The organism is Enterobacteriaceae bacterium Kacie_13, assembly GCA_013457415.1.
In the GTDB taxonomy this organism is placed as follows: Bacteria; Pseudomonadota; Gammaproteobacteria; order Enterobacterales; family Enterobacteriaceae; genus Rahnella.
Genome location: CP045665.1, coordinates 2,893,230 through 2,918,011 on the forward strand (window position 1 = coordinate 2,893,230; position 24,782 = coordinate 2,918,011).

A 24,782-nucleotide genomic window follows, 5' to 3' on the forward strand; every position below is an offset into this window, starting at 1 on the left:
CTTACTTAACGGTGAAGCTGTATTGACCATTGGTTTTATGACCGTCTACCGAGACCACGCTCCACGTCACCACGTACTTACCTGGGCTCAGGGCATCCGGTACTGTGACAACTGTCTGGGTATTGTCATTGGCAGCGAGTGTCAGCGCACCTGTTTTTACCGCTTTTTTATCTGCACCGGTCAGTGTGATTTTGCTGAAATTGGGTTCGATACCTTCGCTGAACCCTAGGGAGAGTTCAGTCGGGGTGACTGTAAGGACGGTATCGGCAGCTGGCGTCTGAGTTTTAAGATGTGCATGCGCAAGGGCTTGCGATGAGATAAATCCGCTCAGCAATACGGCTGAGACTGCCAGGGCACGGCAAAGAGAAGTGGTTTTTTTCAACACGATGATTCCTTGGCTTGCGTAACGATGAATTTATAACGCCGTCACTTTATCGCAAACCAACCCAAAACGTTTGTCATAAATGCATAAAAAAACGCAGAAGCCTGAGCATTCTGCGTTTTATGTGCATCACAAGCGGAATTTAAACCGCCGGTGCTTGTGCTGCCATGTTTTTGAGATCTTTATCTACGAAGAACAAGCCGTTGCCGGTGTTGCTGACCAGCGACAGTTTGTCGAGAACGGATTTGAACAAGGTCTCTTCTTCATGCTGCTCTGCGACATACCATTGCAGGAAGTTGAAGGAAGAATAATCTTTCAGGGTCATCGCCAGATCGGCGAGCTCGTTGATTTTTTGAGTGATCAGTTGTTCATGCTCGTAGGTCTGCATAAACAGATCGGACAGGGACTCAAACGTCACCGGCGGTGCAGCAATCGCGCCTAGCAACGGCAATGCGCCTGTATCGCTCACATATTTGAACAGGCGATGCATGTGATCCATCTCTTCCATGGAATGCTTTTTCAGAAACGCGGCCGCACCTTCGTAGCCTTTGTCACTGCACCATGCGCTCATCTGTAAATATAAATTGGCCGAATAAAACTCGAGGTTCAGCTGTTCATTAAGCTGATCGATCATTTCTTTTTTAAGCATGATGTGGCTCCACAAATAAATTTCGGCAGGGGAATAGGATTATTTATCTGCATTATGCCCGCACCAACACGAAATAAAAACAGATGATTTACATTAGTATCCATAAAGACAACAAATTATTTTAATTTATTGATTTTAAAGCGCTTTATTTAAATAAAAATATACTACAATGAGAACCATTAACATGTAATAGCTATATTAAAAGGAATCATTCTTATTCGCAAAATTAAAGGACTCTCATTTATTGAATATAATTATCAATTCCAGAATGTGAATAGTTCTTATTTACTGAAATAATAGTGATGACAATCTCACTTAACGGCCAGCCATAAATTTCAGACACCAGCGTTCACCCCGGCGTTGGCCTCGGGTACAATGCCGATCAACAGAGATTCACGGGATGTCGCAATGAGTATCAATCTGGCGGAAATCAGTAAAGAAGAAATGGATCGCATCAACATCGATCTGGCGGCCTCAGCGGTCGCTTTCAAAGAGCGTTACAATATGCCGGTTGTCGCTGAAATGGTGGAACGCCAGCAGCCTGAACACCTGCGCGCATACTTTCGCGAGCGTGTAATGCATTACCGTGCGGAATCACATAAATTCTCCCGCTTACCTTACGAACCGAAGCAAAAGTAACGTTGCCGGCGCAGGTAAACGGGATAAGAAGAAATTAACGGCGGGAGGCAAACTGCTGGTTGGTGCGGATCAGTTGATCGAGAATGCCCGGCTCATCAAATGAGTGCCCTGCTCCTTCGATAATGTGCAACTCGGCTTCGGGCCAGACTTTCGCCAGATCCCAGGCATTTTGCACCTGACAGGCCATGTCGTAGCGGCCATGCACAATCACCGCAGGAATGTGACGGATGCGGTCGACATTTTTGAGCAGTTGATCGTCGGTGTCTAAAAAACCCAGATGTGTGAAGTAATGGTTTTCGATACGGGCAAAAGCCAGCGCAAAGTTATCTTCACCAAAAGACGCCGACCCTTCCGCAGGAAGAAGCGTGACCGTTTCCCCTTCCCACAGGCTCCAGATTTTAGCTGCTTCCAGTTGCACCGCGCGGTCGTTTGATGTCAGTCGCTTGTGATAAGCGGCGATCACGTCTTTGCGTTCTTCTTCTGATAAAATTGACAAAATCCGCTGCCATTTTTCCGGGAAGAATCGCGATGCTCCGTCCTGGTAGTACCAGGTCAGCTCCTGCTTGCGCATGGTGAAGATACCACGCAGCACCATTTCGCTTACGTGCCCGGGATGCGTCTGGGCGTAGGCCAGAGCCAGCGTCGACCCCCAAGAACCGCCGAACACCAGCCATTTCTCTACACCTGCCATTTTGCGCAGACGCTCGATATCTTCCACCAGATGCCATGTCGTATTGTTGTCGAGGCTCGCATGAGGCTTTGAACGCCCGCAGCCACGCTGATCAAACAGCATGACGTCATAATCATTCGGATCAAACAACTGCCGGTGTACCGAGGAACAGCCGCCGCCCGGCCCGCCATGAATAAAGACCGCCGGCTTGCCTTGTGGGTTTCCGCTGCGCTCCCAGTAAACCTGATGACCATCACCAGTATCGAGCATGCCGCTGGCGTAAGCCTCACGCGGTGGATACAACCCTTTTAATTTTGGCATGACATTTCCTGTTCTAGTTGGCCAGAGTATTGATGGATACATTTACAACTCAATAACAGCGCATCAGCCAGCCAACAACAAGTTGTAATCCACCAAAATCGGTTTTTTGTAGACTGTTCGCATACTTATCGCGCAATTTCATTGCGGGCGCGCTGCAGTGAGACTGTAAAGAACTGTGGAATACACAAAGGCGCTTGCAACCAGAACGGATTTGGCTCTAAATAGGTGAGCAACCCAATCCACCAGCTTTAAAGAGAGGCGATTATGAGTAAAGGAATGGATAGCAAAAAGAATGCGAAGAAAAAGCCATTGAAAACCCCTGCCGAAAAAAAGGCTGATAAAAAAGCCAAGAAAGCATCTGCTTAACAATGTACTTCGTAGAATAAACCCGCCGAGCGCGGGTTTTTTTATTTAAGAGAAAAGCCTAAGACTTAGTCTTTCGCTGCCAGCGCCACTACAAAGGCGTACTCCAGCGCGATATCCTCGTACGCTTTGAAGCGACCGGATTTGCCGCCGTGACCCGAATCCATATCCGTATGCATCAGTAGCTGATTGCTGTCCGTTTTCACATCGCGCAGCTTCGCCACCCATTTTGCCGGTTCCCAGTATTGCACCTGAGAATCATGCAGGCCGGTGGTGACCAGCATGTGCGGATATGCCTGCGCACGCACCTGATCGTACGGGCTGTATTGCAGCATATAATCGTAATAAGGCTTCTCATTCGGATTGCCCCACTCGTCGTACTCGCCGGTAGTCAGCGGGATAGACTCGTCGAGCATCGTCGTCACTACATCCACAAATGGAACCTGTGCGACAATGCCGTGATACAGCTCCGGCGCCTGATTGATGATCACGCCCATCAGTAAACCACCCGCGCTGCCGCCCATCGCATAGACCTGCTTCGCGTCACTATAACCTTCGGCCACCAGCTCTTTGGTGACGTCGATGAAATCGTGGAAAGTGTTCAGTTTGTTGAACAGTTTACCGTCGTCATACCATTGCTGACCAAGTTCAGCACCACCGCGGATGTGTGCCAGCGCGAAAACGAATCCGCGATCTAACAGGCTGAGGCGGCTGCCGCTGAAGGCCGGATCCATGCTGCTGCCGTAGGAGCCGTAGCCATAAAGCATCAACGGGTTCTGGTGTGGTTTGAAGAGATCATGACGATAGACCAATGAAACCGGCACTTTCACGCCGTCCCGCGCCGTGACCCAGACCCGTTCGCTGCGGTAATTCGCCGCATCAAAATCTTTCACTTCTTGCTGCTTGAGCAAGGTACGTTCATGTATATCCAGATCCAGCTCAAACAAGGTACTTGGCGTGGTCATGGAAGAATAGCCGTAGCGAAGCAGCGAGGTGTCCGGATCCGGGTTGTACGCCAGCCAGGTGGTGTAGGTCGGATCGTCGAATGCCAGCGATTTCTCTTCGCCAGTTTGCCAGTGGATTTGGCGCAAATGGGTCAGCCCCTCTTCACGCTCTTCCACCACCAGCCAGTCACGGAACAGGCTGAAGCCTTCCAGCATCACTTCCACGCGCGGTGCGATCAGCGCCTGCCAGCCGGACTCTTCCCCGTTATCACTTTTATACAGGCCGAAGTTTTTGCCGTCTTTGTTCGAGCGGATGTAAAACTTACCGAGGTAATGATCCAGCGCATACTCGTGATCTTTACGGCGCGACAGGAAGACCTGCGGTTTAGCCTGTGGATCGTCAGCATCGAGCAGCAAAATCTCAGACGTGGTCGTGCTGTCGAGATGGATCAGGATATATTTTTCTGACGTGGTTTTATCCAGCCCGACATAAAACGTGTCGTCTTTCTCTTCGTATACCAGTTTGTCAGTTTTCGGATCGGTGCCGACTACATGGCGGTAGACCTGATACGGCAGCAGGGTTTTCTTGTGTTTGCGCACGTAATACAGCGTCTGAGAATCGTTCGCCCATTCGCTGCTGCCGGAAGTGTTTTTAAGCAGATCGTCAGCCCAGGTTTCATCATCCAGATTTTTAATGCGGATATCGTACTGGCGGCGCGACAGGAAATCTTCTGCTACGGCCATCCGCTTGTTATCACGGCTGATATCTAGCCCACCCAGTGTGTAAAATTCACTGTCTTTGGCCCGCTCGTTGCCGTCGATAAGCGTCGCCCAATGTTCGTGTTCGTCAGCGGGCTGGCGCAGGTAGATAGCGTATTCATTGCCCGGCTCGTAGCGGGTCTGATAGCGGAAACCGTGCTTAACGTAAGGAACGGAATGATCCTGCTGGGCAATGCGCGCCACCATTTCACCGTACAGTGTTTCGCGCAGCGCCTGATGCGGCTTCATGGCCTCATCGGTGTATTCATTTTCGGCTGTAAGATAAGCCAGAACCTGAGGATCGGTGCGGTCATCGTCACGCAGCCAGTAGTAGTTATCTACGCGCTCAGTGCCGTGCGCGCTCAGGATTTCAGGGCGTTTTTCAGCCTTTGGAGGTGTCATCATCGCGGGATCTCTTTGTCCTCTTAGTGGTATGACAAGAGTGACAGGTTTAGACGGGGAAACCAAGAGACGGAAATGAATGGAATAATGCGTCCGCCGGAGGCAGCGGACGCGGGTATAACTCAGACTGGCGTGCTGTAACTGATTTCACCGAGCTGGCAATTCAGCGTTATCTGATACGTTTTGTCGGTGTGATCGCCGCGAACTTTCAGCGGAATTGTCCACTTCGCGTTATCGCCGCTGATGCTGTCAGGCGCCACCCACGCGACCGGTGTGGACGTGCCGAGCGTCTTCTTATCCGCATCCCAGCGCGGAATACGGTTTTGCAGGAAATCACGTTTCACCAGCGCAGCAATCTCGTCTTTGCTGGCGGTAGAACAAGGTGCGACCGTCGCTGTTCTGACTTCAGGCTCCGCAGCCTGCACCACCTGAATCATTCCGCTCATTCCTGCGATGGCGATCATTACGCCTGAGATCATCTTTTTCATTATTCGTCTTCCTGCTTTTTGTCGATCATTACCAGTGACCTTGCAGGATTCATATCCCTACAACTGACAAGGTCATCGCTTGCGTTAGATAATATAATCCTCAACAAGGTAATAACACAACATTAACAACATGACGAATAACGCAAAACACTTAACGTAGGATGATGGCTTTACAGTTTTTGCCTTTGATCTTCCCTTCCAGCAAACGCTGTAACGCCTTTTTGGCACTCTTTTGACGAATTGCCACGTATGCGTGGATTGGGAACATATCGATTTTACCGACTTCGGCAGCGGTCAGGCCAGCCTCACCGGTCAGCGCGCCGAGAATATCGCCGGGGCGGATTTTGGCTTTACGGCCACCGTCGATACACAGGGTAGCCATAACAGGATCCAGCGCCACCGGCGTTGCGGCCAAAGCCTGCGCAGCGGGCTGCCAGACGAAGGTCTGACGGGTGTAATCTTCCAGCGCGTGAACACGCCCCATTTCCTGCGGTGTAACCAGACTGACGGCCAGACCGCTGGTGCCTGCACGGCCTGTACGGCCTACGCGGTGGATATGTACTTCAGGATCGAAGGACAGCTCGTAGTTAATAACCAGACCGAGATCTTTGATGTCCAGCCCGCGCGCCGCCACGTCGGTGGCTACCAGCACACGGCAGCTGCCGTTAGAGAAACGCACCAGCACACGATCACGGTCGCGCTGTTCGAGATCGCCGTTCAGCGCCAGCGCGCTGATGCCTTTGGCGGACAAAGCGTCACAGACATCCTGACAATCGCGCTTGGTGTTACAGAACACCACGCAGGACGTAGGCTGATGCTGATAAAGCACCGCCGCCAGCAGCGACAAACGCTGATGTTTATCGGCTTCGATAAAGACCTGCTTGATATCCGCAACGTCTTCTTCGCCTTCGATTTCGACTTTCAGCGGCTGACGCTGGAATTTAGAACTAATGCGCTCGATGCCGTCCGGATACGTCGCGGAGAACAGCAGCGTCTGACGGGTGGGCGGCGTGTAGCTAACCACGTCTTCAATGTCTTCGCTAAAGCCCATGTCCAGCATACGGTCGGCTTCATCCAGCACCAGCACTTTTAGCTGTTCCAGCTTCAGGGTCCCTTTACGCAAATGCTCCTGAATACGGCCCGGCGTACCAACCACGATGTGCGGCTGACGCACCAGTGATTCCAGCTGCGGACCGATTGACTGGCCACCGCAAAGGGTCAGAATTTTGATGTTCTGGGTAAAACGCGCCAGACGACGTAATTCCTTACTGACCTGATCCGCCAGTTCACGTGTCGGGCACAATACCAGCGCCTGAGCGTAGAACTGCGCCACAGTGATGCTGTTTAGCAAACCGATCCCGAACGCAGCGGTTTTGCCGCTACCGGTTTTGGCTTTGGCCAGGACGTCCTGCCCTTGCAAAATAGCAGGCAGGGAGGCGGCCTGAATCGGGGTCATTTCGGTATAACCCAGTTCGGTCAGGTTAGAAAGTTGCTCAGCGGGCAGTGTCAGGGCTGAAAAGGAATGCGTGCTCAAGGCGATAACTCTTTATGTGAGGCAAAAATCGAAGCAGCGGCAGGTGGTCTGACGCCATGGTTTGGCTAAATGATAACAGAGACGCCCGCTGACTGCCTTAAACGGCAGAAAACTGGCTGAAAAAATCCCTTAAACGCCCCGCCGAAATCAGCGATCATACTGCGCAATCGTTTTCGCTGATCATTAATTCGGATATACTGCGCGCCGGAATTCTCATTTTTCTTCATCACAGATCTGGGTACGAAGCTATGTTAACCATTGGAACTGCACTGCGCACCGGCGCCACCCGCGTCATGTTGTTAGGCTCTGGCGAACTCGGGAAAGAAGTGGCGATTGAATGCCAGCGTCTTGGCCTGGAAGTGATCGCCGTGGATCGTTACGCCGATGCACCGGCAATGCAGGTCGCTCATCGCAGCCATGTCATTAATATGCTCGACGGCGACGCCCTGAAACAGGTTATCGAAAGCGAACGTCCTGATTTCATCGTGCCGGAAATCGAAGCCATCGCTACCAGTATGCTGGTGGAACTGGAAAAACAGGGTCACAACGTAGTGCCTTGCGCCGAAGCCACACGCCTGACCATGAACCGTGAAGGGATCCGTCGTCTGGCAGCCGAAACGCTGCAACTGCCGACGTCCACCTACCAGTTTGCAGATGACGAAGCCTCTTTTCGTCAGGCTGTCGACGCAATCGGTTACCCGTGTATTATCAAGCCGGTTATGAGCTCATCGGGTAAGGGCCAGAGCCTGATCCGAAGTGCAGAACAGCTGCAAACCGCATGGGATTACGCTCAGCAAGGCGGTCGTGCCGGTGGCGGTCGCGTCATTATTGAAGGCCTGGTGAAATTTGATTTCGAGATAACCTTGCTGACCATCAGCGCCGTTGACGGCATCCACTTCTGCGCGCCGATCGGCCATCGTCAGGAAGACGGGGATTACCGGGAATCCTGGCAGCCACAGCAGATGACCGAACTGGCCCTGCAACGTGCGAAAGAGATTGCCGAAAAGGTCGTTAAAGCCCTTGGCGGCAAAGGGCTGTTTGGCGTCGAGCTGTTTGTCTGCGGCGACGACGTGATCTTTAGCGAAGTCTCGCCGCGCCCGCACGATACTGGCATGGTGACGCTGATTTCGCAGGATCTCTCCGAGTTTGCCCTGCACGTTCGCGCCTTCCTCGGCCTGCCGGTGGGCAATATCCGCCAGTTCGGGCCTTCCGCCTCCGCCGTTATCCTGCCCGAACTGAACAGCAGCAATGTCACCTTCAGTGGACTGGAAAGTGCGCTGACCGGTTACAATCAGATCCGCCTGTTCGGCAAGCCGGAAATCAGGGGAAAACGCCGTCTGGGCGTCGCGCTGGCGATTGCCGATAACGTTGAAGATGCTGTGGAACAGGCCAAACAGGCCGCTGCTGCGGTGATCGTCAAAGGCTGATCCTTGCATTTCGCGTAAAAAAAACCGGAAACCTGCAAAGGCTCCGGTTTTTTTTATTATCTTTTACCTGAAAGAAAACACCTTCAGGACGGGATGTTATTCGTCTTCGTCATCAAAAATGACGGTCACGCGATCGCCTTTGTGCGTTTCACGAATTTCTGCCGCGACGGTGGCAATGGCTTCGCCGCTGCTCATGCCGTTTTCCATTAACTGGCGGATACGATCGGCGGCCTGTTCTTGTTCGTTGTGTGATAGTGAAGGCATACCTGTCAGCATGGGAGATTCCTGTTGTGCGTGTTGGCTGTTGTAAGAAAAACAACGCCCGCAGGGTGCGGGGTGGCACAGTATACGCCTTATTCATGCAAATCGCCTGCGCTGGTTTCCGGAGGCGGGATCTATGTTAGGATCGCAGGCCTGTAACGTCATTCATCGCGCCAGAGAAACCGAAACCCGTCATGCAACCCGCTCACTCCGTTGTTTTCCACACGTTACCTTATCAGCCCGACGCTCTGCTGACGCAATTCGCGCCGCTTTCCGCTTTGCCGTGGGCGATGCTGTTGCACTCAGGCGCAGCGCAGCATCAACATAATCGTTTTGATATTCTGGTCGCCGACCCTCTGATCACACTGACCACACGGGGTGCGGTCACGCAGATTGTGCGGGAGGGTACTTTGTCGACACGGAAAGAAGATCCGTTTACGTTACTGGAAGAGCAGCTTTCCACCTCGAAATTGCAGGCGAAAGCCTCTGACGACTTTCCTTTTCAGGGCGGTGCACTCGGCCTGTTTGGCTACGATTTAGGCCGACGCATTGAGACGCTGCCGGATATCGCGCAGCGCGACATCACTCTTCCGGACATGGCCGTCGGTATTTATGACTGGGCGCTGATCGCCGATCACCATCTACAGCGTCTGACTCTGGTTTGCCATGGCGATATACAGGCGCGTATACGCTGGCTGAAACAACATTCGCCGCCGGTGAACATTTCTCCTTTCCACCTGAATACACCGTGGCAGGCGAATATGCGTCGTGACGAATACGGTGAAAAATTCCGCCAGATTCAGGAATATATTCACAGCGGCGACTGCTATCAGATCAATCTGGCGCAGCGTTTTTCCGCCGGTTATCAGGGTGATGAATGGCAGGCGTTTCTGCGGCTGAATCAGGCCAACCGCGCGCCCTTCTCGGCGTTTCTGCGGTTGCCGGATAACGCCGTGCTCAGCCTCTCTCCCGAACGCTTTATCTGGCTAAAAGACCAGCAAATCCAGACGCGGCCTATCAAAGGCACGCTGCCGCGCTGTGAGGATCCGGCGGAAGATGCCCGTCAGGCAGAACGTCTGGCAGCGTCGGAAAAGGATCGCGCCGAAAACCTGATGATCGTCGATTTGCTGCGTAATGACATTGGCCGGGTGGCGACGCCCGGCAGCGTGCGTGTACCGGAATTGTTTGTCGTCGAACCCTTCCCGGCGGTGCATCATCTGGTCAGCACCATTACCGCCGAATTACCGGCTGACTGCCATGCCAGCGCCCTGCTGCGCGCCTGTTTTCCTGGTGGCTCTATCACCGGTGCACCCAAAGTGCGCGCGATGGAAATTATCGAAGAACTCGAACCCCAGCGCCGCAACGGCTACTGCGGCAGCATTGCGTACATCAGCTGCTGCGGCACGATGGACAGCAATATCACCATCCGCACGCTGCTGACCGAACAGGGTAAAATCTACTGCTGGGCGGGCGGCGGGATTGTTGCAGACAGTCAGGAACAGGCGGAATATCAGGAGACGTTCGATAAAATAGCGCGCATTTTACCTCAGTTAGGAGACGCTCAGCCGTGAGTTTGCTGGAACAACACCCGCCAGTGCAGGCGTTTTCGCCCGCCGTGGAAGATTTCATTCTGCGCTTTCAGTTACAGCAGCCGCGAATGCCTGCGGCGCAGCTGCGCGGTACCCGTCACGCAGCGGTGTTAATTCCGATCATTTGCCGCGAAGAACCCACAATTTTGCTGACCCGCCGCTCAGACAGCCTGCGCAAACACGCCGGTCAGGTAGCGTTTCCGGGCGGAGCGGCGGATGCCTCGGATGTGTCGATTATCGCCACTGCGCTGCGCGAGACACAGGAAGAGGTCGCGATCCCTCCTGAGCAGGTACACGTATTAGGTACGCTAGCCCCGCAGGATAGCAGCAGCGGTTTTCAGGTCACGCCAGTCATCGGCCTGTTGCCGGTGGATGTCACCTTCCATCCGGCGGAAGACGAAGTAGCGGAGATATTCGAAATGCCGCTTCAGGAAGCCTTCGATCTTGCACGCTATCACTCGCTGGATATTCATCGCCGGGGCACCCATCACCGGGTGTATTTATCCTGGTATCAGCAGCAATTTGTCTGGGGATTAACCGCGTCGATCATTCGTCAACTGGCCCGGCAGGTTAAAGACTGACCTCACGGGTTACACATCGATCACACTTTCGCATCAAATAAGTTTATTTCATGCGAAAATAGACACTTTTGCCCTAAAGCCCTTTTACACTAGAGATCTAGCCACAAATTCATTTGTGGCTGTCAGGGATCCCGTTCCCTGCCGTTTTCCATTACAGGAGTATTCGACGTGATTAGCGTTTTCGACATGTTCAAGGTCGGGATTGGCCCTTCCAGTTCCCATACTTTGGGCCCGATGAAAGCCGGTAAACAGTTCGCTGATGACCTGCTCGAACAGGGCATGATGCCTGCCGTTACGCGTGTCGCCGTGGACGTTTTTGGCTCACTGTCACTGACAGGCAAAGGCCACCACACTGATATCGCTATTATTCTAGGTCTGGCCGGTAACCAGCCCGATACCGTTGACATCGACGGCATTCCACACTTTATCCGCGATGTTGAGCAGCGTCAGCGTTTGCCGCTCGGTACCACGCAGCACGAAGTCGATTTCCCGCGCGACACCGGCATGGTCTTTCGCAGCGAAAATCTGCCGCGCCATGAAAACGCCATGCAGATCCATGCGTTTGCCGATGACAAACTGGTATACAGCAAAACGTATTATTCGGTCGGCGGCGGTTTTATCGTCGATGATGAGCATTTCGGCCAGCCGGTACTCGATGAAGTGTCCGTTCCGTTCAGCTTTAATTCGGCCAGTGAAATGCTGGCAAAATGCAAAGAAAATGGCCTGTCTCTCTCCGGCCTGATGATGCAGAACGAGCTGGCGCAACACAGTAAGCAAGAGATCGAGCAATATTTCGAGAAAATCTGGCACACCATGCAGGCGTGTATCGATCGCGGTCTAAACACTGAAGGCGTGCTTCCCGGCCCGCTGCGTGTTCCGCGCCGCGCATCGGCTCTGCGACGGATGCTGGTGTCCAACGATCAGCTTTCTAAAGACCCGATGAATGTGATCGACTGGGTGAATATGTTTGCGCTGGCAGTGAACGAAGAAAATGCCGCCGGTGGCCGCGTAGTCACTGCGCCGACTAACGGTGCCTGCGGGATTGTTCCGGCAGTGCTGGCGTATTATGACAAGTACATTCAGTCTGTCAGCCCTGATATTTATCTGCGCTATTTCCTGACCTCCGGCGCAATCGGCATTCTCTATAAGATGAATGCGTCAATTTCAGGTGCAGAAGTGGGCTGTCAGGGCGAAGTTGGCGTAGCCTGTTCAATGGCTGCCGCCGGTCTGACTGAATTACTGGGCGGCAGCCCGGAGCAGGTCTGCGTGGCGGCTGAAATCGGTATGGAGCACAACCTGGGGCTGACCTGTGATCCGGTGGCCGGTCAGGTACAGGTGCCTTGCATCGAGCGTAACGCTATTGCCTCAGTGAAAGCCATTAACTCGGCACGCATGGCGCTGCGCCGCACCAGCGAACCCCGGGTTTCTCTCGATAAAGTGATTGAAACCATGTATGAAACGGGCAAAGACATGAATGCCAAATACCGTGAAACGTCACGCGGTGGTTTGGCGATCAAGGTTCAGTGCGACTGATAGCACTGAGGTTTTTCTCTTCCCTGCGTCACATTGTCTGATGATTTTGACTCTGTGACGCAGAAAATACCGCACCGGTACAATCGTGTAGCCATTAACGCTTCGGTAAGAACAACCTCTTGTATTATCAATATATAATAGTGGCGACACTTGCTTTATGCCCCGTGCTTACGGCATGCTGATTTCCGCGTGTTTTGCCGCCTTAGCAATTTCAATGTGTTCGCCCCCGTAAATTCCCGAAATTCACAGGTGCATAAGGCGTGACAACGTCACAGACACGGATTTTCTCAGTTCTCCAGCCTGATAAAGAGACGAAACATCCAGCTATTTACAGCTACTATCAATAATAACGAAACGGCTGTTATGCATCGGGAAACCTTTAAAATGAACACTTTTGAGCCTGCACATTACACGGGATAAAAGGATTAGAACGATGCTGTTCTCCCAGACCGGACTTGCGAAGTATCGCTACTATCGCCTTGCGTTGGCCGGCGCTATGGGGTTATTTACCCTTATTCTTACGCTGGGTATTCGTATTTACGAACAAAGTCAGGTTATCACTGCGGATCAACAACGCGTGGCGCAGCACACCGTCGAAAAACTTGAGAAACTGCTTGAACCCGCCTCTCCGGCTGCGCGAACGACGCCGGTTGACCCGGCGCTCACCTGTCGTGAATTACAACCTGCCATGCAGCAAACCGTCGCGCGCATGCAAACCTTGCGATCTATCACTCTCGTTACCAGTGGCACAATTACCTGCTCAAGTCTGATTGGCGCGCTGGAACTGAATTTCGGTAAAACTCTGCCGGATATCGCTCAGGGCAAAACGCGGCTGGAGCTACGCGCAGCGAAGTTAAGCAGACTGGATATTCCTACTTTGCTGCTCTGGCAGCCTGCCACGGCTGATAACCTCAACGGTGAGCTTTTCGTCTATAACATCGGGATCTTGTCGAATTTCCTGCTCGAACCACAGCCTCCGTACGCCCGCCATATCGTCCTGAACGTGGTAAAGCAAAGCCTCGAGTATGGCAAGAATGAAATCATTCAAAGCGTGAATTTGCCGCAGCAACCGTTATTGACCGTAAAATCGCCGAACTATGATTTTTCCGTGTCGATTTATGGTGAGGAGGCCTCCGCGCTGGCCTGGTCAGAACTGGCTTCCCATCTTCCTCTTTCGGTGCTGATCAGTTTGCTGACCGCAACGGCGGTCTATTTGTTATCCGGCAGCCGGATCAGTCTGGCGTATCCGATAAGCCACGGTATTTCGCACCGCGAATTTAAAGTCTATTGTCAGCCGATTATCAATAGTGTCGATGGACGCTGCATCGGTGTTGAAACGCTGATGCGCTGGAAAAATCGCCGACAGGAATGGGTTTCGCCAGATGTGTTTATTCCGCTGGCAGAGCAGCATGGTCTTATCATCGCGCTGACGCGCTACCTGATTAAAACCGTCACCGATAATCTCTCCGTCTTCCCCGCTACGTCTGGTTTTTACGTCAGTATTAACGTCGCCGCACAGCATTTTAATAATATGGAAATTGTGGATGACATCCGCAAAATCTGGCTGCCCGCCCAGCCTTCCGTCTCGCTGATGTTAGAGCTGACTGAACGCACGCGGCTGCAGGAGCTACGAGCCGCCGAGATTTCACAGCTCAAAGAGATGGGCATTTTACTGGCGATCGATGATTTCGGTACCGGCCACAGTTCACTGAGTTATCTGAAAACGCTGAACCCGGACGTGCTGAAAATCGACCAGGCATTTACTGCCTCGATCGGTACTGATGCGATCAACGCAACAGTTACCGATACCATCATCACGCTGGCGCAGCGGCTAAATCTGAAGCTGATTGCCGAAGGCGTCGAAACGCGTGAACAGGTCGATTATCTGCGTAAACGCAAAGTCGATTCTCTGCAGGGATACTATTTTGCAAGGCCGATGCCGATTGAGGTATTCCCGATCTGGCTGGCGCGTTATGAGAAATCGACGCATGCCATACAACCCGTTGATGAATAATCACTGTGAATAACAAGCATAAAAAACGGCGACCGAAGTCGCCGTTTCAAGCAGAAGTGAACCCTATTACTGGTTTTCTTCCCAATGGTCTTCAGACTGGATTTTCGTGATCCGCACGCGCTCGATCCGATAATCTGTCACTTCGAGAATTTCAAAGTGCAGAGAGGCCATTTCAATCACTTCACCTGCCACCGGCATCTGGCCAGATTTCGATAACAACAGACCCGCCAATGACGCAAAATCATCGTCCGGGCTGACCAGCGTGTTGATATCCAGAATCTGCTGTAACAGATGTAAATCCGTGCCACCTTTGGCTATCCAGGAATCACCGTCGGCAATCACGTCCGGCGTTTCGTCCTCGTCCGGGAATTCACCGGCAATCGCTTCCAGCACGTCAAGCGGCGTGACCAGTCCCTGAATCACACCAAACTCATTGCTGACCACCACCAGACGACCTTTCGCTTTGCGCAGCACGGCCAGCAGATTGATGACATCCATCGTTTCCGGCACCACGATCGGCGGCGTTTTCTCCGCAAAGGCCACGATGCTTTCACCCTTCTCCAGTGCCACCAGCAGATCTTTCGCACGTACTACGCCGATCACGTCATCCAGAGAATGACGACAAATCGGGAACAGGCTGTGCGGCGTGTCTAACAACTGGTTGCGGATTTCAGCCGGTGAACGTTCGCAGTCAACCCAGGAAATCTCGGTACGCGGCGTCATGATGCTGCGCAGCGAACGCGATGCCAGCGTCAGGACGCCGGTTATCATGTGACGTTCTTCTTCCGCAAAGGTCTCATTCGCAGGCAACGCATCACCCGAAGGTTCATCTTCATTCTGATGCTGACGTTTCCCGCCCATCAGACGCTGAATCGCCTCAGCAGTACGTTCACGCATCGGGCGTGTGGACTGACTTTTCAGGAAGTTACGACGGGCAATCTGGTTAAACAATTCAATCAGAATGGAGAAACCGATCGCGGCGTACAAATAGCCTTTCGGAATGTGGAAGCCAAAACCTTCAGCAATCAGGCTCAGGCCGATCATCAGCAGGAAGCTCAGACACAACACTACCACCGTCGGATGATTGTTCACAAAACGGGTCAACGATTTCGACGCCAGCAGCATAACGCCCATGGCAATCACCACCGCCGTCATCATGACGTACAGGTTATTGACCATGCCGACTGCGGTGATTACCGCATCGAGTGAGAACACGGCGTCCAATACCACAATCTGCGCCACGACGGACCAGAAGCTGGCGTAGCCGCGGTTTTGCGAACCGTGCTCTTCATGCCCCTCCAGCCTTTCATGCAGCTCCGTCGTCGCTTTGAACAGCAGGAACACCCCGCCGAGCAACAGGATCAAATCACGACCGGAGAAACTGAACTGCGCAATGCTAAACAGCGGCGTGGTCAGTTTGACCATCCACGAAATCAGCGACAGCAGGCCTAAACGCATGATCAGCGCTAAAGACAAGCCGATGATACGTGCTTTATCACGCTGTTTTGGCGGCAGTTTATCCGCAAGAATGGCGATAAACACCAGATTGTCGATACCCAGAACAATTTCCAGAACGACAAGTGTCAGCAAACCGACCCATATTGAAGGGTCCATCAAAAATTCCATGTCAGACTCCGCAATGAGTTAAAGAAAAAAGACGCAAAGAAACGCGATTTGCTGAGCAATCAGAGGCCCGGCAAAATAATTTAGCTGTATGACTTACAGATGAAAGCGGTTTCAGTGCGGCAAAAATCAGGCCCATTGGGGCGGATTTGCCGGTAACGATGAGGTGAAAAAGCGAAGAATAGTGACGTCGGTGACAGTCCATAGGGAGGGCTGAGGCCCGGTACTCCTGTTCAATTATTTGGAAAATCACTTTATCAGGAATGATTATCCGACGAAAGTGCGATCTTTTACCTCCTGCATCATTCTGAAACATCTATGCTGTTTTATTAAGCACGTGGAAGCGTATTCACAATACGTCGTTGAATAACGGACAGTCGTCACAAAATTTATTTTTTCACACACTAAAATAAATCACGTCGCACAACCTGTTGAGGTTCTGCTGTTTTACGGTTTATCAGTGTTATCAGAAATTAACGGACATTAGTGGGTTCATTCTCACGCAGGGAACGCTCTGTCCGCCTCAGGAATAAAAACGGGCGGATATCATCATCAGCACCATTACTTATGTGCATAACTCTTAACCGAGTTAACAGAGGAGGTAGCGAGTGAGTATTGCTATTATCATCGGCACGCACGGGTCAGCAGCTGAACAGTTGCTGAAAACAGCGGAAATGATCTTAGGTGAACAGGATAATGTCGCCTATATCGATTTCGTACCCGGCGAGAATGCCGAAACCCTGATCGAAAAGTACACGGCAAAGTTGGGTGGTTTAGACACCAGCAGCGGCGTCCTTTTCCTGGTCGACACCTGGGGTGGCAGCCCGTTTAACGCCGCCAGCCGCATTGTTGTCGATAAGGAAAATTACGAAGTTGTCACCGGTGTTAACATCCCTATGCTGGCAGAAACTTTCATGGCTCGTGATGACAACCCATCCTTCGCAGAACTGGTTGCCATTGCAGTAGAAACCGGACGTATCGGCGTGAAAGCGCTGAAAACCCCGGAACCTGCCACAGAAGCCCCTGTCGCCGCACCTATACAGAAAAAAGCCGCCCCGGTTCAACCTTCCGGTCCGAATGACTACATGAAAATCGGTCTTGCACGTATTGATGACCGTTTGATTCATGGCCAGGTTGCCACCCGCTGGACCAAAGAAACCAACGTCAACCGCATTATTGTTATCAGTGATGAAGTCGCTGCCGACACCGTGCGTAAAACGTTGCTGACTCAGGTTGCTCCTCCTGGTGTTACCGCACACGTTGTTGACGTGGAGAAAGCTATCCGTGTTTACAACAACCCGAAATACGCCGGCGACCGCGTGATGCTGTTGTTCACCAACCCAACTGACGTTCTGCGTGTGGTTGAAGGTGGCGTGAAAATCACCAGCGTTAACATTGGTGGTATGGCATTCCGCCAGGGTAAAACCCAGGTGAATAATGCCGTATCCGTCGACGAGAAAGATATCGAAGCATTCAAAAAACTGAATGATAAAGGTATCGAACTTGAAGTGCGTAAAGTGTCCTCAGATTCACGTCTTAAGATGATGGATCTTATTAATAAGATGAATTAATAAGCACAGGCGTCATACGCAGATTGCCTCAACGTTATCTGCATCTGATGTGCTTGTTTTTACTCAGCGTCCTTTGGTCATAGGAGAAGTGCAATGGAGATCACCACACTACAAATTGTGCTGATATTTATTGTTGCATGTATTGCCGGGATGGGTTCGATTCTGGATGAATTCCAGTTTCACCGTCCGTTAGTTGCTTGTACTTTGATCGGTTTTGTTCTGGGTGATGTTAAAACCGGGATCATCATCGGTGGTACGTTAGAAATGATTGCGCTGGGCTGGATGAACATCGGTGCTGCAGTTGCGCCAGATGCCGCCCTCGCCTCCATCATTTCGACCATTCTGGTTATCGCAGGCGGACAGTCTGTCGGTGCCGGTATCGCATTAGCCATCCCTCTGGCTGCTGCAGGTCAGGTATTAACCATCATCGTTCGTACTATCACCGTTGCCTTCCAGCACGCTGCTGATAAAGCCGCTGAGAAAGGAAACCTGAGCGCGATTACCTGGATCCACGTTTCGGCGTTGGTTCTGCAGGCAATGCGTATCGCTATTCCAGCTGTGATTGTTGCTGTTTCCGTGGGTACTGCCATCGTTCATGATTTGCTGGCATCGATTCCGGAAGTGGTCACCAACGGCCTGAATATTGCGGGTGGTATGATTGTCGTCGTCGGTTACGCCATGGTCATTAACATGATGCGTGCTGGCTACCTGATGCCTTTCTTCTACCTCGGTTTCGTGACTGCGGCATTCACTAACTTCAACCTGGTTGCTCTGGGTGTGATTGGTGTGGTGATGGCAGTGCTTTACATCCAGTTGAGCCCGAAATACAACAAATCTGCGCAAGCAGCGGCAGCTCCGGGTGTTAACGACCTCGATAACGAATTGGATTAAGGGTGAAGGACATGGTTGATAAAACTGAAGTTAAAAAACTCACGGCAGGCGACATCCGCGGTGTGTTTATGCGCTCCAACCTTTTCCAGGGGTCATGGAACTTCGAACGTATGCAGGCTCTGGGTTTCTGTTTCTGTATGGTGCCTGCAATTCGTCGTCTCTATCCTGAAAATAATGACGATCGCAAAGCGGCGATTAAACGCCATCTGGAATTCTTTAACACCCATCCTTACGTTGCCGCGCCTGTTCTGGGCGTAACGCTTGCGATGGAAGAACAGCGTGCCAACGGCGCACCTATCGACGACGCGGCCATCAACGGCCTGAAAGTCGGTCTGATGGGACCTCTGGCCGGTGTAGGTGACCCGATCTTCTGGGGTACTGTACGTCCGGTGTTTGCTGCACTGGGTGCGGGTATCGCGATGACCGGCAGTCTGCTCGGGCCGTTGCTGTTCTTCGTATTGTTTAACCTTGTACGCCTGCTGACCCGTTATTACGGTGTGGCTTATGGCTACAAAAAAGGTGTCGATATCGTGGGTGATATGGGCGGCGGCTTCCTGCAAAAACTGACCGAGGGGGCGTCGATTCTCGGCCTCTTTGTCATGGGGGCGCTGGTTAACAAATGGACGCACGTTAACATTCCGCTGGTAGTGTCGAAGATAACCGACCAAACCGGCCATACCACGGTCACCACGGTACAGACGATTCTGGATCAGTTGATGCCGGGTCTGGTGCCTTTACTGCTGACCTTCGGCTGTATGTGGCTGCTGCGTCGGAAAGTGAATGCGCTGTGGATCATCGTTGGCTTCTTCGCCATCGGTATCTTCGGTTACTGGATTGGCCTGTTAGGTCTCTGATAACCACAAGCCGGGGGATCACTCCTCCGGCTTTTTTATTGCCTGAATTTGCCTGTTTCTGCTTTTATTTTGCTTTGCCTGTTGGCAGTACGCTGGAGTTTTTTTCATGTCCGTGACCGATATCGTCCTCGCCCTCTTCACCTTCATACTGCTGGCCTATGCCATCTACGACGAATTCATCATGGGAGCTAAAAACGGCAAAACCCGCCTGAGAGTCAATCTCCGTCGCCGTAATAAGCTCGATTCCATCATCTTCATTGGCCTGCTGGCTATCCTGCTATACAACAACATTCAGGCCCATGGCTCGCCGTTGACCAACTATTTGCTGATTGGTCTGGCACTGGTGGCGTTCTATCTTTCTTTTATTCGCTGGCCAAAATTGCTGTTCAAGCCCAAAGGATTTTACTTCGCCAACACCTTCATCACTTATGACAGGATCCGCAGTATGAATCTTTCAGAAGACGGTGTGCTGGTGTTTGAATTGGAACAGAAGAAGTTGTTGATCCGTGTGAACGAGCTTGATGATTTAGAGAAGATTTACAAAGTGATGGTTGAAAATCAGTAGCCTGATCTCCAACCTTAAAATACTGCCTGCGGGCTAAGAATTAATGCTTTCGTCTTCAGGCTTGCGCTGATGCAACCTGATGACGAAATCTGTCTCGCATTCGAAAGCCGTCTCAGCCTTCAGATTCGCCATCACGTCTTGTGTGGCGCGCCACGCAAAAGGCGTCATCTGCAATAAATCAAACGCCTCTGCTCCGGTAAGTTGCATCCCGTAGGCCAGAGACTCCATTGCTATTCGTTCGAAGCCTTCCAGCTGTTCATCCAGCTCTGCGTGGAGCTGTACATCCTGATAGATCAATCCTTTCAGTTGATACAGATGGCGCGGCCCCGGAGCGACGGTTAACACCACGCCACCGGGCTTGATGGCCCGATACAGCTCCTGTGCCTTGCAGGGCGCGTAAATTCGCACTACGGCGTCCAGCGAGGCCTCAGCGAAGGGCAAGCGGTGACTGGAAGCCACACAAAATGCCGCCGAGTGATAGCGCTTCGCCGCATAACGAATCGCGACTTTCGCTACATCCAGTCCATACACTTTCATCGCCCGCGTCGGAACTAATCGTTCGGCTATTGCCGTCGTGTAGTACCCTTCCCCGCAGCCGATATCCAGCAGTGCCGTCGCGCTTTGCGGTAACACCTCATCAAGGAGCGTCACCAGGCGATTACGCAGTGGCTGATAGTGGCCGGCATCAAGAAAAGCTCGGCGTGACATCATCATCTCAGCGCTGTCCCCCGGTTGCTTAGATCGCTTATGCTGCACGGGCATCAGATTGACGTAACCTTCTTTGGCATGATCAAATTGATGATTCTGCGGGCAGCGCCATTGTTGGCCGGTCAGCTCAAGGGGCTGGTAACAAAGTGGACACTGATAAGTCATGCGGGAAACCTGCAAGGAAAGTCTGAGGGGCGAAGATTCGCAATAGGGTTAAGTCTAAAGAAGGCGACGGGTCGTTGCAACTGCTGGAAAGTCCGGTCAAAAGCCAGCTACACTGGGGACATGGCCTTTCCTTTACGAGACTTGAGATGAGTGACAGCTCAGCTTTACTCCGTCAAATCCCCGGCGTTCTTCATGGCTTCGGTGATAAACGCACCCTGCTTCCTGCTAAATTACAACCTTATCTATCCACGCGTCCTGAAAAGAAACAGGTGCACGGAGTGCGGATCGTCGATGTCACCCGGTCTGGACAAGACTGTGGCGAAGCTGACGGATTCTTCACCTCAACGCCCGGCATTCTTCTGGCGGTGTTCACGGCGGACTGTTTACCGGTAATTTTCTGCCGTAAAGATGGCAGGCAAACCGGTGTTGTCCACGCGGGTTGGCGGGGGCTTATCGACGGGATTCTGGAACAGATGGCTGCGCGAATTAACGCGTCAGGCGATACGGCTGACTGGGTGGCGTCTATCGGTCCGGCGGCAAGTGCCTGCTGCTACGAGGTCAGTCAGGAGCTGGCTGACACCTTTACGCAGCGCCTTGATTTGCCTCCTTTACTGATATCACCTAAGGCACGTCATCTGGATCTGGCCGCTATCGCCGAAGCGAAATTACGAGCGCTGGGTTTTACCAACATCGATCACGCAGGCCGTTGCACGATATGCACACCCGATGATAGCGGTGCCGGCTTCAACTACACCAGCTTTCGCCGGAACTGCCATCAGCGGGAAAAAGACCCGTCGCATCCGGGCATCAGCGGGCGCAATCAGCAATCGGGGATTATTATCCTCTGAATGACGGACACAAAAAAACCCGCCTTGGCGGGTTTTTTTACAGCTGGACGCTGCTTAGATTGCAGTTACGTTAACTGCAGACGGGCCTTTCTGGCCGTCCTGGATTTCGAACTCTACGTTCTGGCCTTCAGCCAGAGTTTTGAAGCCATTACCCTGGATTGCAGAGAAGTGTACGAACACGTCTTTGCTGCCGTCAGCAGGAGTAATGAAACCGAAACCTTTAGACTCGTTGAACCACTTAACTTGACCTTTGATCTTTGCCATCTTGAGTATTTCCTTTGGATTGTTTAAACCGCCCGTAGGCGTTACATAGACAAACTAGAGTCGTTACTGCTTGAGGCACTAAGATTAGAATCGGCAGAGAAGCGGTATTCAACGTGAACGTCTTTACTCAGAACTTCTATACTGAAAATGCCACACATATACAGAACTGTACCTCGTTTTACCCAGAAGCGTTATCACATACTCTGAATTCGATGGCAAGCCATTTTTAATCAGTGATGGACATGTCGCACATATTTGAGCCGCTTAATAGCACTTCGTGTTCAGTTAAGCTGAAATATGTTGATAGACATGCTTTTTTCTGCTTTACAGGGACAGCGGTATATCCAACAAAACAATAACGACCTGCTTCGATTATTCATCATTTAATGTAGAACCGTAAGCGTAAAAAACATCTTTATTTGAATTTTTATGAAGGATATCCCAGAAGATAGCCCGCGTATCAGTCCTCTGCTGACTGCGTACAGGATTGCCACAACCAGCCTTTCAAAGGAGTCGCGGAATATTTAAACCATAAGCAATCCCACGACCCTCCTGCAGATGCGGGTTCCAGGTTATGTGACTGGTTATGCAATAATCAAAAAGGTCATGGATGAATAAAATGGTGCAAACAAAACAAAGAAATGGAATTAATGCACCTAAATCGTGCGCCTTAACATTTGCAAGGATATTATTGAGGCAGAAATGCGGGCGAAGATTTCAATGCAGAATCCTTAATTTCCCCATGCATATTTCATTGTCAGGTGTTGTTTACATTATAATGAATTAAAGTTTACGACTTAGTTAAATTCGATTTAACACTTCTCGAACAACCTGAACATACTTATTCATTAATAAGATATCGATATGATTAATAATCATTGATTAACGTGACCTGCCTCGCAAAATTTATTTCCTGACAATGCATTTTGTGGTCATTTCTTCAGCAAAGCTTGCTGTTTCGCATCACGGATATCCCATGGTTAAAACGCGACAGCCTTGCGCTTCACGGCACGTCATACCCCCCCGCAGCAGAAAGCCCTCCCTGCTGTGCTCAGGGAGGGGCATTGTGGTCATAAACAACATATTTTTTGTTGGGAACAATAATATTTTGAGATTCTACTGCGCTAATCCATTGCGTTATGCAGTTTACTTTATAATAAATAACAACTCATTAACCCATGCACTTAGCAGGGGAAAATAAAACCCTCCCAGGTGATAATACTTCTCATTAAATGCGGGTGAAATTTTTCATACCTTTACTAATCTGAATGAGTAATAACTTCACTCTTTAGCGATACTCGCTCCGATTTTTAACGGCGAAAATTTCATATCCGGCGAAACACTTTCTGCAATTGCCCGCGCTAATTCTTTCAAAGGCTCATCCAGTGACTCATCTGCTAATTCAAAAACACCCCAATGAATCGGCACGGCCTTGTGACAACGCAGTTCTGAAAACACGTCGACCGCCTGTTGTGGGTCCATATGCTGCGCGCTCATGAACCATCTTGGTGCATAGGCACCTATCGGAATTGCCGCCAAATCGAAAGGTCCCAGCCGCTGGCCAATCTTTTCAAACTGATTGCTATAACCACTGTCGCCCGAGAAATAAAAGCGCAATAAGGGATGTGAGACCACCCAGCCGCACCACAGCGACTGATTACGATCCCAGGGCGTTCGCATACTCCAGTGGCGGGCAGGAACCGCAGATAATGTCAGTTCGCCAAACTGTCGCTGTTCCCACCAGTCCAGTTCTTCGACAAATTGCGCGCCCCGTTTCTCCAGCCAGCGCTTCAAGCCAAGCGGTACCATAAATTGCACATGCGGAAAACGACGTAACAATTTGCGGACAGTTGCATTGTCCAGATGGTCATAATGATTATGCGAAAAAATCACCACATCGATGGCCGGCAGTTGATCAACCTGGGCTGCGACCGGCGTTTTACGTTTCGGTCCGTAAAATCTCAACGGCGAAGCACGTTCCGACAGCGCGGGGTCCATCAGGATATAATATCCCGCAACACGTAGCAGCAGACAGGCGTGGCCTAAAAACCACAACCGATCATCCGTGCCACTGAAATCGGCGGTCTGCCACCAGTTTTCAATAAAATGATCGTAGCCCTTTTCCGGCGGCAGAGGCAGCCGCTGCGCTTTGCGTTCCTGTTGCCAACGTTTGAAATCTCCTTCCTGACGATTATGCGGTTCGATATTGGTAAATCCGTCAGGAGTATGATGACTTTTTGACGGATCGTAATACGGATTTTTACCAGACATAGGACTCCTGGAGCATGCTATTTCAGGGTGAACAGCGTATGGCGCCGTCCTGCATCCTGATTAATTAACATACTTGCCAATATCTCTACAGGCCGAAAGTGCAAAAATATGTGCAATTGCTGCAAATGAGGCGTGTTAAGAAACTCTTAATAACTCTGTGCTTTACTGGGAATGTTCAAAAAGGAGGACAACGATGACCCGCAACACATTCACTTCACGCCTGACCCACATCGTGCAGCTTCAGACACAGTACGGACGTTTGTGGCTGCGTTCGCGCTTTCGCCGGATGACGCTGCCACCCGCCTTGAAAGTCGTGATCTTCGCCGTGACAGGCATGATGGTACTCGCACTGACAGGTATGCTGCTTCTTCTGCTAGATTTGATTACAATAGTTTTCAGGATGCTGAAACGCCCGTTTCCACGCGGTAACTTCCGCCAGGCTCCTCTCATCAGAAAACCCACATAA

General features: G+C 51.4%; 24 protein-coding genes. 12 read left to right on the plus strand and 12 right to left on the minus strand.

Annotation, left to right across the window (positions count from 1 at the left end; all coding sequences use genetic code 11):
* Position 1: 1 nt before the first annotated feature.
* Both copC and ftnA read right to left on the minus strand, forming a co-directional pair.
* Positions 2-385 (minus strand): copper homeostasis periplasmic binding protein CopC, encoded by a 384-nt coding sequence (copC, locus tag GE278_13160; protein QLK61663.1) that lies wholly within the window; start codon positions 383-385, stop codon positions 2-4.
* Positions 386-524: 139 nt separating this feature from the next.
* Positions 525-1,031, minus strand: a complete 507-nt coding sequence (gene ftnA / locus GE278_13165) for a non-heme ferritin (protein QLK61664.1) — start codon at positions 1,029-1,031, stop codon at positions 525-527.
* A 408-nt stretch (positions 1,032-1,439) separates the two neighbouring features.
* Here ftnA and GE278_13170 point away from each other — a divergent pair, with 408 nt between their 5' ends.
* On the plus strand, positions 1,440-1,670 hold the full coding sequence (locus GE278_13170) for a DNA polymerase III subunit theta (protein QLK61665.1): 231 nt from the start codon (positions 1,440-1,442) through the stop codon (positions 1,668-1,670).
* 34 nt (positions 1,671-1,704) lie between these two features.
* Here the strand turns inward: GE278_13170 and pip are convergent, their stop codons facing one another.
* From pip to dbpA, 4 genes are all read right to left on the minus strand, one after another.
* Positions 1,705-2,661 carry a prolyl aminopeptidase gene (pip, locus tag GE278_13175; protein QLK61666.1) on the minus strand — a complete coding sequence of 319 codons (957 nt, stop codon included), beginning with the start codon at positions 2,659-2,661 and terminating at the stop codon, positions 1,705-1,707.
* A 431-nt stretch (positions 2,662-3,092) separates the two neighbouring features.
* Entirely contained in the window at positions 3,093-5,132 is a 2,040-nt protein-coding gene (locus GE278_13180) for a prolyl oligopeptidase family serine peptidase (protein ID QLK61667.1), read from the minus strand.
* 119 nt (positions 5,133-5,251) lie between these two features.
* The gene (locus GE278_13185) at positions 5,252-5,617 is read right to left on the minus strand and encodes a hypothetical protein (protein ID QLK61668.1); all 366 of its coding nucleotides are present in this window, start codon (positions 5,615-5,617) and stop codon (positions 5,252-5,254) included.
* A gap of 151 nt (positions 5,618-5,768) precedes the next feature.
* Positions 5,769-7,151, minus strand: coding sequence for an ATP-dependent RNA helicase DbpA (gene dbpA, locus GE278_13190; GenBank protein ID QLK61669.1), 1,383 nt, complete (start codon positions 7,149-7,151; stop codon positions 5,769-5,771).
* Positions 7,152-7,399: 248 nt separating this feature from the next.
* On the opposite strand from dbpA, the gene purT reads away from it, so the two are divergent.
* On the plus strand, positions 7,400-8,578 hold the full coding sequence (purT, locus tag GE278_13195) for a formate-dependent phosphoribosylglycinamide formyltransferase (GenBank protein ID QLK61670.1): 1,179 nt from the start codon (positions 7,400-7,402) through the stop codon (positions 8,576-8,578).
* A gap of 96 nt (positions 8,579-8,674) precedes the next feature.
* Here the strand turns inward: purT and GE278_13200 are convergent, their stop codons facing one another.
* Positions 8,675-8,854 carry a YoaH family protein gene (locus GE278_13200; GenBank protein QLK61671.1) on the minus strand — a complete coding sequence of 60 codons (180 nt, stop codon included), beginning with the start codon at positions 8,852-8,854 and terminating at the stop codon, positions 8,675-8,677.
* A gap of 179 nt (positions 8,855-9,033) precedes the next feature.
* On the opposite strand from GE278_13200, the gene pabB reads away from it, so the two are divergent.
* The 4 genes from pabB (at position 9,034) to GE278_13220 (ending at position 14,556) form a co-directional block, all read left to right on the plus strand.
* Complete coding sequence (gene pabB, locus GE278_13205) at positions 9,034-10,410, plus strand: aminodeoxychorismate synthase component 1 (GenBank protein ID QLK61672.1); 1,377 nt, start codon at positions 9,034-9,036, stop codon at positions 10,408-10,410.
* The gene (locus GE278_13210) at positions 10,407-11,009 is read left to right on the plus strand and encodes a CoA pyrophosphatase (protein QLK61673.1); all 603 of its coding nucleotides are present in this window, start codon (positions 10,407-10,409) and stop codon (positions 11,007-11,009) included. Before pabB ends, GE278_13210 begins: the two co-directional genes overlap by 4 nt.
* A 168-nt stretch (positions 11,010-11,177) precedes the next feature.
* Positions 11,178-12,542 (plus strand): L-serine ammonia-lyase, encoded by a 1,365-nt coding sequence (locus GE278_13215; GenBank protein QLK61674.1) that lies wholly within the window; start codon positions 11,178-11,180, stop codon positions 12,540-12,542.
* 433 nt (positions 12,543-12,975) lie between these two features.
* Positions 12,976-14,556 carry an EAL domain-containing protein gene (locus tag GE278_13220; GenBank protein QLK61675.1) on the plus strand — a complete coding sequence of 527 codons (1,581 nt, stop codon included), beginning with the start codon at positions 12,976-12,978 and terminating at the stop codon, positions 14,554-14,556.
* 66 nt (positions 14,557-14,622) lie between these two features.
* Here the strand turns inward: GE278_13220 and GE278_13225 are convergent, their stop codons facing one another.
* Positions 14,623-16,182, minus strand: a complete 1,560-nt coding sequence (locus GE278_13225) for a CBS domain-containing protein (GenBank protein ID QLK61676.1) — start codon at positions 16,180-16,182, stop codon at positions 14,623-14,625.
* 605 nt (positions 16,183-16,787) lie between these two features.
* Between GE278_13225 and manX the strand changes: the two genes are divergently transcribed.
* The 4 genes from manX to GE278_13245 all read left to right on the plus strand — a co-directional run bounded on the left by manX (position 16,788) and on the right by GE278_13245 (position 20,060).
* Positions 16,788-17,750: a PTS mannose transporter subunit IIAB gene (manX, locus tag GE278_13230; protein QLK61677.1), complete on the plus strand. Its 963-nt coding sequence runs from the start codon at positions 16,788-16,790 to the stop codon at positions 17,748-17,750.
* A gap of 93 nt (positions 17,751-17,843) precedes the next feature.
* Entirely contained in the window at positions 17,844-18,641 is a 798-nt protein-coding gene (locus tag GE278_13235) for a mannose/fructose/sorbose family PTS transporter subunit IIC (GenBank protein ID QLK61678.1), read from the plus strand.
* Between the two features lie 11 nt (positions 18,642-18,652).
* Positions 18,653-19,495, plus strand: a complete 843-nt coding sequence (gene manZ, locus GE278_13240; GenBank protein ID QLK61679.1) for a PTS mannose transporter subunit IID — start codon at positions 18,653-18,655, stop codon at positions 19,493-19,495.
* A 106-nt stretch (positions 19,496-19,601) separates the two neighbouring features.
* A complete protein-coding gene (locus tag GE278_13245) occupies positions 19,602-20,060 on the plus strand; it encodes a DUF986 family protein (protein QLK61680.1) in 459 nt (152 codons plus the stop codon).
* A 33-nt stretch (positions 20,061-20,093) separates the two neighbouring features.
* On the opposite strand, the gene rlmA is transcribed toward GE278_13245, so the two are convergent.
* On the minus strand, positions 20,094-20,933 hold the full coding sequence (gene rlmA / locus GE278_13250; protein ID QLK61681.1) for a 23S rRNA (guanine(745)-N(1))-methyltransferase: 840 nt from the start codon (positions 20,931-20,933) through the stop codon (positions 20,094-20,096).
* A 146-nt stretch (positions 20,934-21,079) separates the two neighbouring features.
* Between rlmA and pgeF the strand changes: the two genes are divergently transcribed.
* The gene (gene pgeF / locus GE278_13255) at positions 21,080-21,781 is read left to right on the plus strand and encodes a peptidoglycan editing factor PgeF (protein QLK61682.1); all 702 of its coding nucleotides are present in this window, start codon (positions 21,080-21,082) and stop codon (positions 21,779-21,781) included.
* Positions 21,782-21,835: 54 nt separating this feature from the next.
* Here the strand turns inward: pgeF and cspE are convergent, their stop codons facing one another.
* From cspE to GE278_13270, 3 genes are all read right to left on the minus strand, one after another.
* Positions 21,836-22,045 carry a transcription antiterminator/RNA stability regulator CspE gene (gene cspE / locus GE278_13260; protein QLK61683.1) on the minus strand — a complete coding sequence of 70 codons (210 nt, stop codon included), beginning with the start codon at positions 22,043-22,045 and terminating at the stop codon, positions 21,836-21,838.
* A gap of 41 nt (positions 22,046-22,086) precedes the next feature.
* The gene (locus GE278_13265; protein ID QLK61684.1) at positions 22,087-22,203 is read right to left on the minus strand and encodes a DUF2627 domain-containing protein; all 117 of its coding nucleotides are present in this window, start codon (positions 22,201-22,203) and stop codon (positions 22,087-22,089) included.
* A gap of 1,123 nt (positions 22,204-23,326) precedes the next feature.
* Entirely contained in the window at positions 23,327-24,316 is a 990-nt protein-coding gene (locus GE278_13270; protein QLK61685.1) for an MBL fold metallo-hydrolase, read from the minus strand.
* Between the two features lie 193 nt (positions 24,317-24,509).
* On the opposite strand from GE278_13270, the gene GE278_13275 reads away from it, so the two are divergent.
* Positions 24,510-24,782: a hypothetical protein gene (locus GE278_13275; protein ID QLK61686.1), complete on the plus strand. Its 273-nt coding sequence runs from the start codon at positions 24,510-24,512 to the stop codon at positions 24,780-24,782.